General features: G+C 72.6%; 15 protein-coding genes. 8 read left to right on the top strand and 7 right to left on the bottom strand.

Going from position 1 to position 14192, the window contains the following annotated elements:
- Positions 1–34: 34 nt before the first annotated feature.
- The 3 genes from ACQP1N_RS05550 to mshA are packed head-to-tail and all read right to left on the bottom strand — an operon-like array spanning position 35 to position 2717.
- On the bottom strand, positions 35–862 hold the full coding sequence (locus ACQP1N_RS05550; RefSeq protein WP_067796880.1) for a phosphoglyceromutase: 828 nt from the start codon (positions 860–862) through the stop codon (positions 35–37).
- Positions 863–891: 29 nt separating this feature from the next.
- Complete coding sequence (locus ACQP1N_RS05545; protein ID WP_067796877.1) at positions 892–1410, bottom strand: YbjN domain-containing protein; 519 nt, start codon at positions 1408–1410, stop codon at positions 892–894.
- The gene (mshA, locus tag ACQP1N_RS05540; RefSeq protein ID WP_067796874.1) at positions 1407–2717 is read right to left on the bottom strand and encodes a D-inositol-3-phosphate glycosyltransferase; all 1311 of its coding nucleotides are present in this window, start codon (positions 2715–2717) and stop codon (positions 1407–1409) included. The genes ACQP1N_RS05545 and mshA overlap by 4 nt, the downstream gene beginning before the upstream one ends.
- A gap of 135 nt (positions 2718–2852) precedes the next feature.
- Here mshA and ACQP1N_RS05535 point away from each other — a divergent pair, with 135 nt between their 5' ends.
- Positions 2853–3611, top strand: coding sequence for an SDR family NAD(P)-dependent oxidoreductase (locus tag ACQP1N_RS05535; RefSeq protein WP_067796871.1), 759 nt, complete (start codon positions 2853–2855; stop codon positions 3609–3611).
- A 4-nt stretch (positions 3612–3615) separates the two neighbouring features.
- Here the strand turns inward: ACQP1N_RS05535 and ACQP1N_RS05530 are convergent, their stop codons facing one another.
- Complete coding sequence (locus ACQP1N_RS05530; RefSeq protein ID WP_067796868.1) at positions 3616–4473, bottom strand: methylase; 858 nt, start codon at positions 4471–4473, stop codon at positions 3616–3618.
- A gap of 125 nt (positions 4474–4598) precedes the next feature.
- Here ACQP1N_RS05530 and ACQP1N_RS05525 point away from each other — a divergent pair, with 125 nt between their 5' ends.
- From ACQP1N_RS05525 to ACQP1N_RS05515, 3 genes are all read left to right on the top strand, one after another.
- Positions 4599–6200: an AMP-binding protein gene (locus tag ACQP1N_RS05525; protein WP_067796865.1), complete on the top strand. Its 1602-nt coding sequence runs from the start codon at positions 4599–4601 to the stop codon at positions 6198–6200.
- A gap of 55 nt (positions 6201–6255) precedes the next feature.
- The gene (locus ACQP1N_RS05520) at positions 6256–7044 is read left to right on the top strand and encodes a TIGR03084 family metal-binding protein (RefSeq protein WP_433229455.1); all 789 of its coding nucleotides are present in this window, start codon (positions 6256–6258) and stop codon (positions 7042–7044) included.
- Positions 7045–7106: 62 nt separating this feature from the next.
- On the top strand, positions 7107–7568 hold the full coding sequence (locus ACQP1N_RS05515) for a universal stress protein (protein ID WP_067796859.1): 462 nt from the start codon (positions 7107–7109) through the stop codon (positions 7566–7568).
- A gap of 45 nt (positions 7569–7613) precedes the next feature.
- Here the strand turns inward: ACQP1N_RS05515 and ACQP1N_RS05510 are convergent, their stop codons facing one another.
- Positions 7614–8126 carry an O-acetyl-ADP-ribose deacetylase gene (locus tag ACQP1N_RS05510; RefSeq protein WP_067796856.1) on the bottom strand — a complete coding sequence of 171 codons (513 nt, stop codon included), beginning with the start codon at positions 8124–8126 and terminating at the stop codon, positions 7614–7616.
- A 237-nt stretch (positions 8127–8363) separates the two neighbouring features.
- Here ACQP1N_RS05510 and ACQP1N_RS05505 point away from each other — a divergent pair, with 237 nt between their 5' ends.
- A complete protein-coding gene (locus ACQP1N_RS05505; protein WP_433229454.1) occupies positions 8364–9230 on the top strand; it encodes an NAD-dependent epimerase/dehydratase family protein in 867 nt (288 codons plus the stop codon).
- 49 nt (positions 9231–9279) lie between these two features.
- Here the strand turns inward: ACQP1N_RS05505 and ACQP1N_RS05500 are convergent, their stop codons facing one another.
- A complete protein-coding gene (locus ACQP1N_RS05500) occupies positions 9280–10371 on the bottom strand; it encodes a winged helix DNA-binding domain-containing protein (RefSeq protein WP_433229452.1) in 1092 nt (363 codons plus the stop codon).
- 560 nt (positions 10372–10931) lie between these two features.
- Between ACQP1N_RS05500 and ACQP1N_RS05495 the strand changes: the two genes are divergently transcribed.
- Together ACQP1N_RS05495 and ACQP1N_RS05490 are read left to right on the top strand one after the other, a co-directional pair.
- On the top strand, positions 10932–11744 hold the full coding sequence (locus tag ACQP1N_RS05495; RefSeq protein ID WP_433229450.1) for a class I SAM-dependent methyltransferase: 813 nt from the start codon (positions 10932–10934) through the stop codon (positions 11742–11744).
- Between the two features lie 91 nt (positions 11745–11835).
- Positions 11836–12453: a TetR/AcrR family transcriptional regulator gene (locus tag ACQP1N_RS05490; protein WP_067796845.1), complete on the top strand. Its 618-nt coding sequence runs from the start codon at positions 11836–11838 to the stop codon at positions 12451–12453.
- On the opposite strand, the gene trpS is transcribed toward ACQP1N_RS05490, so the two are convergent.
- Positions 12450–13481 carry a tryptophan--tRNA ligase gene (gene trpS, locus ACQP1N_RS05485; protein WP_433229448.1) on the bottom strand — a complete coding sequence of 344 codons (1032 nt, stop codon included), beginning with the start codon at positions 13479–13481 and terminating at the stop codon, positions 12450–12452. The genes ACQP1N_RS05490 and trpS overlap by 4 nt on opposite strands.
- A 222-nt stretch (positions 13482–13703) precedes the next feature.
- Between trpS and ACQP1N_RS05480 the strand changes: the two genes are divergently transcribed.
- Entirely contained in the window at positions 13704–14192 is a 489-nt protein-coding gene (locus tag ACQP1N_RS05480) for a MarR family winged helix-turn-helix transcriptional regulator (protein ID WP_433229447.1), read from the top strand.

The following is a 14192-nucleotide window of genomic DNA, read 5'->3' as shown; positions in this document are numbered from 1 at the left end:
TCCCCTTGGGGCACTTCTTGCGGCCCTCAGCGGGTCACTTCTTGCGGCCTCGCCTCGGCTTGTCCTTGGACTTGGCGTCCTTCGCGGGCGGGGCCGGGGCCTTGGGCTCGTCCTTCTTGGCGGCGCCCTGGTTCTTGACGGCCTCGATCGCGGCCTTGGCGGCTGCCGGGTCGAGGTACTCGCCGCCGCGCTTGAGGGGCGCGAAGTCGTCGTCCAGCTCGTAGACGAGCGGGATGCCGGTCGGGATGTTCAGGCCGACGATCTGCTCGTCGGAGACGTCGTCCAGGTGCTTGACCAGCGCGCGGAGTGAGTTGCCGTGCGCGGCGACCAGGACGGTCCTGCCGGCGGCCAGGTCCGGGACGATCGAGTCGTACCAGTAGGGCAGCAGGCGGTCCACGACGTCGGCGAGGCATTCCGAGCGCGGGATCAGCTCGGACGGCAGCTCGGCGTACCGGAGGTCGTTGACCTGGGACAGGGGGTCGTCGTCCTTGATGGGCGGCGGCGGGGTGTCGTAAGAGCGGCGCCAGACCATGAACTGCTCTTCGCCGAACTCCTCGCGCGTCTGCGCCTTGTTCTTGCCCTGGAGGGCGCCGTAGTGGCGCTCGTTCAGCCGCCAGGAGCGCTTGACGGGGATCCAGAGGAGGTCGGCGACGTCCAAGGCGATGTTGGCGGTGCGGATGGCCCGCTTCAGCAGGGAGGTGTGCACCACGTCGGGGGTGATGTCGGCGTCGAGCAGCAGGTCGCCGCCGCGGGTCGCCTCGCTTTCGCCCTTCGCGGACAGGTCGACGTCCACCCAGCCGGTGAACAGCCCTTCCGCGTTCCAGACGCTTTCGCCATGCCGGAGCAATACCAGGGTCGCCATGACACCAGAGCCTATCGGCCCGGCGCTGGTCACTCGCGGTTGGCCGGGTCCGCGAAGGAGGCGAACGCCTGCAGGTTGGCGAGGCTCTCGCCGCGCTTGACCCGCCAGTCCCACTCGCGCTGGATGGACGTCTTGAATCCGTGTTCGAGGGCCTTGTCGAAGTTCTCGTCGGAGTAGGTGAGGACGCAGCCGAGGATGCGGTCGATCTCGTCCGGGGAGATCGCCGCGAGCGGGAGCCTCCCGACGAGGTGAACGTCGCCGACGTCGTCCAGCGCGAACGCGACCCCGTACATCCCGCCGTTCTTCTCCAGGAGGAACCGGTAGAACTCGGCGTGGTTCTCATCGGGGCGGCGGCAGAAGAACGCCTCGACGTGCAGGGAGTGGTCGCCGACGATCAGCCACGTCATGGTGGCGAGCTTGTGCTGCCCGGGGAGCTTGACGAAGAACGCGTTCTCACGCGGCTCGTCGAACTCCAGTTCGGCGGCCTTCAGCGTCTCCCTGATGGTCTCGACGGGGTTCACACCTGCTCCACGGTTCGCTTCGCTCATGCTGAGACCTCCGCGGCCACGGGAACGGGCATCATGGCACCGGTATACACGTCCAGGAGGCGGTCGACGGTGGCGTCCCAGCCGAAGCCGGCCGCGTGCCGGACGGCGCCGCGGGCGAGCCGCGCGTGCAGGCCGGGCTCGGCGTGCAGGCGGCGCAGGACGGCGGCGTAGTCGGCCGGGTCGTGGCCGGAGATCAGCACGCCGGACTCGCCGTCCGCGACCGCGGTGCACAGGCCGCCGACGCGGGACGCGACGACGGGCGTCCCGCACGCCTGCGACTCGACCGCGACCAGCCCGAACGACTCGCTGTGGGACGGGACGACGGTGACGTCCGCGGCCCGGTACCAGTCGGCCAGTTCCGCCTGCGGGCTCGGCGGCTCGAAGCGCATGACGTCGGAGATGCCGAGGTCGGCGGCGAGGGACTGCAGGCCCTCCGGGCGGCAGCGTCCGGAGCCGGACGGTCCGCCGACGACGGCGACGACGAGCTTCGAGCGCAGCGACGGGTCGTCGGCGAGCATGCGGGCGACGGCGCGCAGCAGGACGTCCGGTGCCTTGAGCGGCTGGATCCGGCCGACGAACAGCAGCACGTACGCGTCGCGCGGCAGGCCGAGACGGCGGCGGGCGGGGCCGGTGCGATGCGGGAGGAGTCCGGCGCCGCGGGCGAGGAGCGGCGACTCGGGACGGAACAGGGAGAGGTCGACGCCGGGGCTGACGGTCGCGACGCGCGCGGGGTCGGCGTCGTAGAGGCCGACGAGTTCGCGGGCCTCCTTGGCGGTGTTGGCGATGAGATGGTCGGCCGAGGCCGCGACCTGCTCCTCGCCGAGGACGCGCTCGGCCGGTTCGGGCTTGTCGTCGCCCGCGAGGGCCGCGTTCTTGACCTTCGCCATCGTGTGCATGGAGTGGACAAGCGGGACGCCCCAGCGCTGCTTCACCGCCCACCCGGCCTGCCCGGAAAGCCAGTAGTGCGTGTGCAGAAGGTCGTAGTGGCCGGGCTCGTGGGCCGCCTCGACCCGCAGGACCCCGGAGGTGAAGCCGCACAGATGGCGGGAGAGGTCGGTCTTGTCCAGTTCCTCGAACGGCCCGGCGACGATGTTCCGGACGAGGACGCCCGGCGCGAGTTCCACGACCGGGGGCAGGGCCCGCGAGGTCGCACGGGTGAAGATGTCGACTTCCACGCCCCGGGCGGCCAGCCGTTTGGCCACCTCGACGATGTAGACGTTCATGCCGCCCGCGTCGCCGGTACCAGGTTGGTCGAGGGGGGAAGTATGAATACTGACCGTCGCAACCCGGTTGATACGACGCGACACTGCACACCACCTCCGGTGTTGCAACCTATCGACCGTGTTAGGTGTTCCCTCAGCAAGGGCGGCATTCGTGACATCTCGCCACAGTGATCGGTCTCACCGGCGCCCCCGCGCCCGCCGACCTGGGAGGCTGGGCGCATGCGTAAGACCGCGATAGTGACCGGAGCAAGCAGCGGGATCGGGGCCGCCACGGCGAGGCGCCTGGCGGCGGAGGGGTTCAACGTCGTGCTCGCCGCGCGGCGCCGCGACCGGATCGACGCACTGGCCAAGGAGATCACCGAGACCGTGCCGGGCGCGGGCAAGGTGGCGCCGTTCACCCTGGACGTGACGTCGCAGGAGTCGGTGGACGCGCTCGCGGCGGCGGTCGGCACCTGCCACGTCCTGGTCAACAACGCCGGCGGCGCGCTCGGCCTCGACCCGGTCGCGAGCGCCGACCTCGCCGAGTGGCAGGTGATGTACGACACGAACGTCCTCGGGCTCGCCCGGGTCACCAAGGCGGTGCTGCCGAAGCTGATCGAGAGCGGCGTCGGGCATGTGGTCAACATCACTTCGCTCGCCGCGCACGTCGCGTACGAGGGCGGCGGCGGGTACAACGCGGCCAAGTTCGCGGCCCACGCGGTCAACGAGGTGATGCGGCTGGAACTGGTGGCCGAGCCGGTCCGGATCACCGAGATCGCGCCGGGACTGGTGAAGACGGAGGAGTTCTCGCTGGTCCGGTTCCGCGGGGACGCGGAGAAGGCCGCCAAGCCGTACGAGGGCGTCCCGGAACCGCTGGTCGCCGAGGACATCGCCGACTGCGTGGCCTGGGCCGTCACCCGTCCGCCGCACGTCAACATCGACCGCATCGACGTCCAGCCGCGCGTGCAGGCCGCCCCCCACAAGCTTCATCGCGAGTAGGGCTTCACCGGCGGCGGGGCGCGACCGCCGTCCAGGGGAGGGTCACCTCACCGAGGCGCCAGCGGTTCCGTCCACCGTACGGAGGACGGGTCAGGACGGGGTGGGTTCGCGCCAGCAGCGACACGGCCTCGACCCAGCGCGCACGTGGGCCGAACGCAGAGTGCGGCGCGGCCATGGCCCAGCACCGGTCGAACGCGGTCAGCAGCGCGTGGACGGGTTCGCCGGGGAGGTTCCGGTGGATCAGCGTCTTCGGCAGCCGTTCCGCCAGCACGGACGGGCGCTCCAGCGAGCCCAGATGAGCCGCGAACGTGATGGTCTGGGGGCCGTCCTTGGTGAGGGTGACCCAGACCGCGCGGCGCCCGATCTCGTCGCACGTCCCCTCGACGAGTACGCCCGAGGGCGCCAGGCGCGCGCGCAGATCGTCCCAGGCGCGCCAGGCCGCCGGCTCCTCGTACTGCCGTAGGACGTTGAACGCTCTGACCAGCACGGGCGGACGTGGAACCGGCAGCTCGAACCCGCCGCGCCGGAACGACAGCCCCTCGTACGGCCGCCCGGCGGACGCTCCGGGGCCCCCGGCGGCCACGTTCAGCGAGGCCAGGAAGGCATGGCCGGCGGCGACCCTCGCGGGCTCTATCTCGATGCCGACGATCTCCAGGCCGGGCGAGACGGGACGGAGCCGGGTGTAGAGCTCGACGGTGGTGATCGGGGACGCGCCATAGCCGAGGTCGACGGCCAGCGGACGCGGGTCCGAGCGCAGCGGGACGGCCTGGGTGGCGGCGATCCAGCGGTCGATGCGGCGCAGCCGGTTGGGAGCGGTGGTGCCGCGGGTGACCTCCCCCCGCGGCTTGTGGGCTGGGGGCACGCGGTAATTGTTCCTTGTCGCCCGCTATGCCCCGTACGTCTTCCGGCTCCATCCGAGCCACCCAGAACCAGATTCGGTAAGTTCTCGGTTACGGTGCTGCCGACGCCGTCTCCCGAGGAGTGCCGATGCTCGATCTGGCGACCCTGCACGAGGCCATCGCCGCCGCCGTCCCCGACCGCGAGTGCCTGGTGTGGCGCGACCGCCGGATGACCTGGCGCGAGATCACCGACCGGACGCGGCGGCTGGCGAACGTCCTGCACGGGCACGGCCTCGGCCTGCACGGCGCGGCGTGCGAGCCATGGGAGTCACCGCACGACCACCTCGCCCTCTACCTGCACAACGGCCCGGAATACCTGGAGGGCCTGGTAGGCGCGCACAAGGCGCGGGTCGCCCCGTTCAACGTCAACTACCGGTACGTGGACGGCGAACTCGCCCACCTGTTCGGCGACGCCCGCCCGGCCGCCGTGCTCTACCACGCGCGTTTCGCGGACGCGATCGGACGCGTCGTCGAGCGGCTCCCCCGGCCGCCCCTGCTCCTCCAGGTGGCGGACGGGTCCGGCGCCGCCCTCCTGCCCGGCGCTCTCGACTACGAGGACGCCCTCGCCAAGGCGTCGCCCGATCCCCTGCCGCTGCGCCCCGACGCCCGCGACCTGCACATCCTCTACACCGGCGGCACCACGGGCATGCCGAAGGGCGTGCTGTGGCGGATCGGCGACCTGATGCTCGGCCCGCTCGGGCTCCGGCGCCGCGACGGCGCGCCGATCATCGATCTCGGCGAGGCCGTGGAGCGGGCGGTGCGCGGCGATGTCCGGGTCCTCGTCGGCCCGCCGCTCATGCACGGCGCGGGCACATGGTCGGCGCTCGGCGGCTGGTGCGGCGGCGGCTGCGTGGTGTTCCCCGACCGGGTGGACGGCCTGGACGCCGCCGACCTGATGGCCACCGCCGAGCGCGCGCGCATCACCCGGATGCCGCTGGTCGGGGACGCGTTCGCCCGGCCGATCGTCGCGGCGCTGGAGGCCCGTCCCCACGACCTCGGCTCGCTCCGCACGTTCGTGAACTCCGCCGCCGCGATCAGCCCCGGCGTGCAGGCGCGGATGCTGGAACTCCTGCCGCACGCGCGGATCGTGGACGTTCTCGGCTCCTCCGAGTCCGGGTTCCAGGTGACCCGGAGCGGCTCGTCCGCGACGGCGTTCGCCGCCGTGCCCGGCACGGCCGTCCTGTCCGCCGACCGGTCCCGGCGGCTCACGCCCGGCGAGGACGAACTGGGCTGGCTGGCCAAGGGCGGCGGCTCGATCCCGCTCGGCTACCTCGGCGACCCGGTGAAGACCGCGTCCACGTTCCGCACCGTGGACGGCGAACGGCTGGTCGTGGCGGGCGACCGGGCGCGGCTGCTCGCGGACGGCACCGTCGAGGTGCACGGACGCGAGGCCACGACGATCAACACGGGCGGCGAGAAGGTGTTCGCGGAGGAGGTCGAGACCGTGCTGCGCGGGCTGCCGGGCGTCGCGGACGCGCTGGTCGTCGGCCGGCCGAGCCGGCGCTGGGGCACCGAGATCGTCGCGGTGATCACCCCCGCCGGCGCCCCGCCCGACGACGAGCTGCGCGCGGGCTGCGCCGCCCACCTGGCCCGCTACAAGATCCCGAAGGCGTTCGTGCGCACCGGCGCGTCCCTCCGCCTCCCCAACGGCAAGGCCGACTACGCGGCCGCCCGCGCACTGCTGACCTGAACGAAATTCGGTTCGGCTCTGTACGGCGGCACCCGCCGCGCGAGATCCTTGCGGCATGCCCGACCTGCACAGCCTGCTCGCCGACCTCGCCGCCGAGGGCGACTCCGTCGACGCCCTGGTCGCCCCGCTGCCCGCCGCGCGCTGGGCGGATCCCACCCCGGCCGAAGGCTGGACGATCGCCCACCAGATCACCCATCTCGCCTGGACGGACCACCAGGCCGTCGTCGCGGCCACCGATGCCGCCGCATTCGCGAAACTCGTCGAGCGGGCGCTGGCCGATCCCGCCGGCTACGTCGAGGCGGGCGCGCGGGAAGGCGCCGAGGAGGACCCGGCCGGCCTTCTCGCGCGCTGGCGCGACGGACGCCGCCGCATGGCGGGCGCCCTCGCCGCCGTCCCGCCGGGCACCCGCCTCCCCTGGTTCGGCCCGCCGATGAGCCCCGCGTCCATGGCCACCGCGCGCCTGATGGAGACATGGGCGCACGGCGAGGACATCGCCGACGCGCTCGGCGAAATCCGCGAGCCCACGCACCGGCTCCGCCACGTCGCGCACATCGGCGTCCGCACCCGCGACTTCGCGTTCCGCACCCGGGGCCTGGAGCCGCCGGCCGAGGAGTTCCGCGTCGTCCTGCGCGGTCCCGGCGGCGAGGAGTGGACGTGGGGCCCGCCGGAGGCGCGCCAGTCCGTGACCGGCCCCGCGCGCGACTTCTGCCACGCCGTCACCCAGCGCCGCCACCGCGCCGACCTCGGCCTCGTCGCCACCGGCCCGGACGCCGGCCGCTGGCTGGACATCGCCCAGGCCTTCGCCGGCCCGCCCGGCACCGGCCGCGCCCCCGCGTCCGCCTGAGAGATCGGCCACTGATCAGCGGATTCGGATTCGGCCGGGACGATCTTGGAGAGGTCTTCGATATGACGATTCTGATTGCCTTCGACGGTTCTGACGACGCGCGGAGCGCGGTGGAGTACGCGGCACGGCACCTCAGGCCCGAGCCGACCGTGATCATGACGGTGTGGGAGCCGCTGCTGACGCAGATCACCTGGGCGCCGCTGGCCACCGCGACCCCGGTCACCGCGGAGGCGCCCGGTGACAAGTACGAGGAGGAGAAGCAGGCCGAGCAGCTCGCGGGCAGGGGCGCGGAGATCGCGCTGGCCGCCGGGTCGACCGAGGTGACGACGCGGGCCGAGCGCGGCGGCGGGCCGGTGTGGGCCGCCATCGTGGACGTCGCGGACGAGTTGAACGCGTCCTTGGTCGTCACCGGTTCCCGCGGTCTGGCGGGTGCCCGGTCGGTGATCCTGGGCAGCGTCTCGACCCGCGTCCTGCACCATGCGCACCGTCCGGTCCTGGTGGTGCCGCCGCCCAAGGAGGATTGACCGGTGCCCCTTGCGGGGGGCGTGCGGGGCGCCCCCCTGACACGATCAGGCCATGCCCAGGGCGCGTGCGAAGGCGCCGTAGCCGTCCTCGGTGAAGAGCACGAAGCGAGCGTCGGCGACCTGGGTCGCGGTGGAGCGGACGGTGCCGACGGCGATGCGGGCGGCGTCGTCCATGGGCCAGCCGTAGATGCCCGCCGACACCGCCGGGAAGGCGATCGAGCCGGCGCCCAGTTCGTCCGCCACCCGCAGGGACTCGCGGTAGCAGGAGCTCAACTGGCCGGAGCGGTCCTCGGCCGAGGAGTACACCGGCCCGACGGTGTGGATGACCCAGCGGGCGGCCAGCCGCCCGGCCGCCGTCGCGACCGCCTGGCCGGCCGGCAGGCCGCCACCGTAGTGGGAGGCGCGCAGCCTGCGGCACTCGGCCAGGATCTCGGGGCCGCCGCGGCGGTGGATCGCGCCGTCCACCCCGCCCCCGCCCAGCAGCGACGAGTTGGCCGCGTTCACGACCGCGTCGACCTCCTGCTCGGTGATGTCGCCCCGGACGAGAGTGATCTTCATGTGCGCGCCCTCCACGATGGCCGGACCCCGTCAGATGACAAGAATTCTCACCCGCGCCGGACGTGAAACGCGTTCGACCGATTCCCGACGGTACGCTCATGGGCGGACGAGGCCCGGGGGGACGGCGCGGCTCGTCCGACTTCGTCCGGCCGGGCACAGGGGGGTTACCATGCCGAAACGCCAGGCGCAGTCCAGACAGACGATCTCACAAGGCGTGACAGTCGCGGAGGTACTCCCTTGAAGATTCTCCTCGCCGGAGCGACCGGAGTCGTCGGTCGCCGGCTGATCCCGCTGCTCGTCCAGGCGGGCCATGAGGTCGCGGGGACGACGCGCCGGACCGAACGCACCGGGCTGCTCGGCGACCTCGGCGCCACGCCCGTCGTCGTGGACATGCTCCACGGCCCGGCGGTGCGCAAGGCCGTCGCGCAGGTACGTCCGGACATCGTGATCCACCAGCTCACCGACCTCAGCGAAGAGGACTTCGCCGCCAACTCGCGGCTGCGGATCGCCGGCACCCGCAACCTGGTGGACGCCGCCAAGGCCGCGGGCGTCGAGACGATGATCGCGCAGAGCATCGCGTGGCTGTACGTGCCGGGCGACACGGCGGCCGTCGAGACCGACCCGCTCGACTCCTCGCTGCTCCCGTACGAGGGCGTCGCGGCGCTGGAGGAGGCCGTCGGCGAGATGCCGCACGGCGTGGTGCTGCGCTACGGGGCGCTCTACGGCCCCGGGACGTGGTACGCGCCGGACGGCGCCATCGCCGAGCGGGTGCGCGCGGGCAGCCTGCGCCCCACGCCGTCGTGGACGTCGTTCGTGCACGCCGACGACGCCGCGTCGGCGGCGCTCGCGGCGCTGGACTGGCCCGCCGGGGCCGTCAACATCGTCGACGACGAGCCGGCGACCACGGCGGACTGGCTGCCGGTCTACAGCGCGGCCCTCGGCGCGCCCACGCCGGGCAGCGCCGGCAGGCACGCCGCGGCGACGGGCCGCCCGGTGTCCAACGCGAAGGCGCTGGGCCTCGGGTGGAAGCCGCAGGTCGCGTCGTGGCGTGCCGGCTTCGCGCAGATGGAGGCGGGGGTGGACGGCCCCGTCCCCTCCAGCTGACCCTCGAACCACCCGAATCCGGACGGAACTCGACAATCATCCGGCCGGGCTAGCGGAACTCGACGACGTGTGACCCGGCCCCGGGGTGGGCCGCCGCGAGGAGGCGCACGCCCTCCTCTTCCAGGGCGGCGCGCTCCCGCTTCGGGATCGGGCCGAAGGAGTCGATGCGCAGCCTCGCCTCGCCGCGCTTCTTCTCGATCTTCCACATGCCGTGGACGAAGCCGTCCACGAGGAACGTCGCGCGGATGATGCCGTTGACGGTGAAGATGCGCTTGCGGTGCTCCTCGGTGATGATCCGGGCCCGGTCGGCGTGCGAGAGCAGCAGGTTGTCGAAGTCCGGGACGAACCGGACGGGCGCCGGGGCGCCGGGGTCGGGGCGCGGCGCGTCCGGCACGTCGTAGAGGGTGCGGCCGTTCTCGTCGCGGAACTCCAGCAGCCCGGGGCGAAGCCGCTCCACGACCTCGCCGAGGCGCGTGAGACCCGACCATTGCTGGACGTCCTGGACGCTCGCCGGCCCGAACGCGCGCAGGTAACGCAGCACCACCTCGTCCAGCGACAGCGCGGGCGCCGCCCGGCCGTCCAGCCATATGTCGAGCGTCGTGTGCCTGGCCACCCCCGAGGCGCCCCACACACCGCGCGGCGGCACCTGCACCAGCGGCAGGCGGCAGCGGACCGCCCAGTTGAGGAGTTCGGCGTCCTCATCCGGCCACCGTTCGGCCAGCAGCGCCCGGAGTTCCCTGTCGGAGCGCGGTTCGTCCGCCAGCAGGGCGCGGGCGTCGGCGGTGACCGCGTCGAGGTCGACGCCGCCGAGTTCCCGCGCCCGCCCCTTCAGGTGGTTGTCGAGGACCACCTGGGTGAGCGGACGCAGGGCGCGGGCGTCACGGGCGCTGACCAGGTGGAGCGTCCCGCGCATCAGCACGATCCGGATCGCGCGGCGATCGGTCAGCAGCGCGCCGACGTCGGCGAACGCGAAGTCCGCGAGCCGGCTCCACAGCCCGATGTGCGGCGGGTTCGGGGCCTGCGCCTGCATCCCGACGAGATGCTCGATCGCGTCCAGCACCGGCATCGCGTGCCGCTCCAGCAGCATCTGCCGCGCGAGCAGCGCCCGGTTCAGCGCCCGGCGCCCCAATTCAGCCGTCATACCGGCCCCGCAACTCCTCCCCGGCGGGCGCGGGCCCCGGAAGCTCTTCCCCGGCTGGGGGGTGCGGAGCGTTCAGCATCAGGGGGAGATATCGGTACTGCGGCCGGTTCATCGGATTTGCGGCGTTTCCTCTCCGCCTTCAGGAGGGAGGAACGCCGCTCCCTCCTTCATTCACAGAGAACCCGTTAGGGTGCAGGCGCGGCAGGTGAAGCGGGCGTTTCGGTACCGTTTCTATCCCATCCCCGTGCGGGAATGGGAATGCGGCGGGTGCGGCGCCCGGCATGACCGGGACGTCAACACCGCGAAGAACGTTCTGGCCGCCGGGCCGGCGGCATCGGCCTGTGGAGCCGGCGTAAGACCCGAACGGCGCGAGCCCGGCGGGCAGACGGCGACGAAGCGGGAAACCCGGCCGGCGACGGCCGGAATCCCCTGCCCTTAGGCAGGCAACCTCGATCCCGGACCGCAGCACGCCGACCTCCCGCATACGCTCATCACGGCCTTGACGGGCGACCCTGCATGAACGTACGTTCATGAACGTGCGTTCACATCAAGGAGAAGACATGGCGGACATCGTCAACACCCATCAGGCCGAGGCATGGAACGGCTATGAGGGCGAGCACTGGGCCGGGCACTACGACCGCTACGACGCCGTCAACGGGGGATACAACGAGTCCCTGCTGGACGCGGCGGCGATCGGGCCGCGTGACCGCGTCCTCGACCTCGGCTGCGGCAACGGCCAGGTCACCCGGCTCGCGGCGGGCCGGGCACGGCTCGGCGGCGCGACGGGCGTGGACCTGTCCGCGCCGATGCTCGACCGCGCCCGGACCCTCGCCAAGGAGGAGGACGTCGCGAACGTGACGTTCGAGCAGGGCGACGTGCAGATCCACCCCTTCCCCGAGGGCGCCTTCGACGCGGCGATGAGCCGGTTCGGGGTCATGTTCTTCGCCGATCCGGTCGCCGCGTTCGGCAACGTCCGGCGGGCGCTGCGCGACGGCGGGCGGCTGGCGTTCCTCGCGATGACACCGCCGGCGCAGTCCGACCTCGGCACGGTGATCTCGGCGCTGCCACCGCTCGCGGAGCCCCCGATCGGGCACCGGGGGCCGCTGTCGCTGGCCGACCCCGGCCGCGTCCAGGAGATCCTGGAGGCGGCCGGGTTCCGGGACGTCCACACGGACCTGGTGGAGACCGAGCAGATCTGGGGACGGGACGCACGGGACGCGGCGGAGTTCTTCGCCGGCTGGGGCCCCATCCGCCACAACTACGGCGCGAGCGGCGAGCTGCTCGACACGCTGACCGAGGCGATGGGCCGGTTCGAGCGGGACGGCGCCGTCCGCCTGCACAGCGTCGCCCGGCTGGTGCGGGCACGGAGATGAACCGGGCCGGCGGACACGGAGCCGCCGGTTCCGGGTTCCCGCCGGAGTTCGCCGCCCGCGGATTCGAGCCGGGCGAATACGATTCGAGGTGATGTCACCTCGAAAAGCGGCAGCGGTGCGCACCGGCGACCGGACCCTGCGCGAGCACCTGATCGCCACGGCCGAGCGGATGATGGCCGAGCGCGGGACGGCCGGCCTGACCGTCCGGGCGATCGCGCGGGAGGCCGGCGTCGCCGACGGCGTCCTCTACAACCACTTCGCCGACAAGGAGGACCTGCTCGCGCACGCGCTGCGGGCCCGCGCCGAGTCGGTGGCGAGCACGCTCGGCCCGCTGCCCGAACCCGGCACCGCGACGATCGAGGAGAACCTGCGGGCGTATGTCGCCTACGGCCTGACCCTGCACAACGGGCTGCTGCCCGCGCTCGCCGGCCTGATCGCGCGGCCCGAGGTCCTCGCCCGGTTCGCGGCGCTGAGCGGCGGCGAGGAGGACTGGCGCACCCGGCTCGCCCGCTACCTGCGGGCCGAACGCGACCTCGGCCGCCTCGCCCCGGACGCGCCGGTGGACGCCGCCACCTCCATGATCGTCGGTGCCTGCCACGAGCCGGTGCTGTCGGTGCTGTTCCAGGGCGAGAACCTCGCGCACCGCGTGCCCCTGGACGCCGTGGACGAGCTGGTGGCGGTCGTCCTGCGCGGCATCGGCCCGCGTTAGGACTCCATCGCCGACCTGACCTCGTCCAGCGTGCGGTCCGCGACGGCGTTGGCGCGGGCGTTGCCCTCGGCGAGGACCCGGCGCAGGTACGTCCGGTCGGCGATGAGTTCGGCGCGGCGGGCGCGGAGCGGGCGGAGGAATTCGTTGACCGAGTCCGTCACGACCTTCTTCAGCGCGGCGGCGCCGCCGTCCCCGATCTCCGCGGCGACGGAGTGCGGGTCACGCTCCTGGCAGAGCGCGGCGAGCAGCACCAGGTTGGACACCTGCGGACGGGTCTCGGGCTCGTAGGTGATGTGCCGGTCCGGGTCGGTCACCGCCCGCCTGATCAGCCGGGCGGTCTCGTCCGGCCCGGCGGACAGGGTGATGGCGTTGCCACGGCTCTTGCTCATCTTGAGGCCGTCGACGCCGAGGAGGCTCGGCGCGGCGGACAGCAGCGCGTCCGGCACCGGGAAGACCGGGCCGTAGCGTTCGTTGAAGCGGCGCGCGATCGTGCGGGTGATCTCCTGGTGCGGGAGCTGGTCCTTGCCGACGGGGACGAGGTTCGCCTTGCAGAACAGGATGTCGGCGGCCTGATGGACGGGATAGGTGAACATCAGCCCGCTGACCGACGCCTGCCGGGATGTCGCGATCTCGTCCTTCACGGTCGGGTTGCGGCTCAGCTCCGCGACCGACACCAGCGACAGGAACGGCAGCATCAGCTGGTTCAGCGCGGGGACGGCGCTGTGCCGGAAGATCGTCGCCGCGGACGGATCGACCCCGACGGCCAGATAGTCGGCGACCAGCCCTTCGACGTGCTCGGACAGGTGGTCGGCGACGTCCCGGTCGGTGAGCACCTGGTAGTCGGCGACCAGGACGAAGAGTTCGACCCCGGCCTTCTGCAGCCGCACGCGGTTGGCGAGGGTGCCGAAGTAGTGGCCGAGATGCAGCGGCCCGGTGGGCCGGTCGCCGGTCAGGATCCGGAACGCGCCGGGATCGGCGGCGATGCGTTCCTCCAGCTCACGGCTGCGGGTGTCGGGTGTGGTCTGCATGGGGTCTCTCCTCGGCTCGGTCCGGCCGGCCCGCCGGGCGCCCTCGTTGCCGAGAAGGAGAAAGGGCCGTCCAGCGGACGGCCCGATGCATGCGCGATTGCCGGCCGTCCTAGGACGGCCACCAGTTCGGACATGCGATACGGCTCACGCTCCAAGGATAGACGACGGAACGCGAAGGCTTCTAGATAATCCAGAACGGAACCAAACGGATAGGCTGGACGCATGACCTCGATGGCCCCCGGACGCAGGCAACCCGACCTGTCGTTCCTGCTCGACCGCACCGGCTACGTGCTGCGGACCCGCATGACGGCGGCGCTCGCCGAGATCGGGCTGACGCCGCGCATGCACTGCGTCCTCGTCCACGCCCTGGAGGAGGAGCGCACCCAGATCCAGCTCGCCGAGATCGGCGACATGGACAAGACGACGATGGTCGTCACGGTCGACGCGCTGGAGAAGGCCGGTCTCGCCGAGCGCCGCCCGTCGTCGCGGGACCGGCGGGCCCGGATCATCGCGGTCACCGAGGAGGGCGCACGGGTCGCGGCCCGCAGCCAGGAGATCGTGGACGGCGTCCACGCGGCGGCGCTCGGCTCGCTGCCTCCCGACGAGCGCGAGATGCTGCTGCGCGCCCTGAACACCCTGGTCAACGGCCATCTGGGGACCCCGGTGGTGAGCGGGCAGCCGGCCCGCCGCGTCCGGCAGCGCACAAAATAA

This window comes from Actinomadura formosensis, from assembly GCF_050948385.1.
GTDB lineage: Bacteria > Actinomycetota > Actinomycetes > Streptosporangiales > Streptosporangiaceae > Spirillospora > Spirillospora formosensis.
This window is presented reverse-complemented; position numbering and strand designations above follow the sequence as displayed.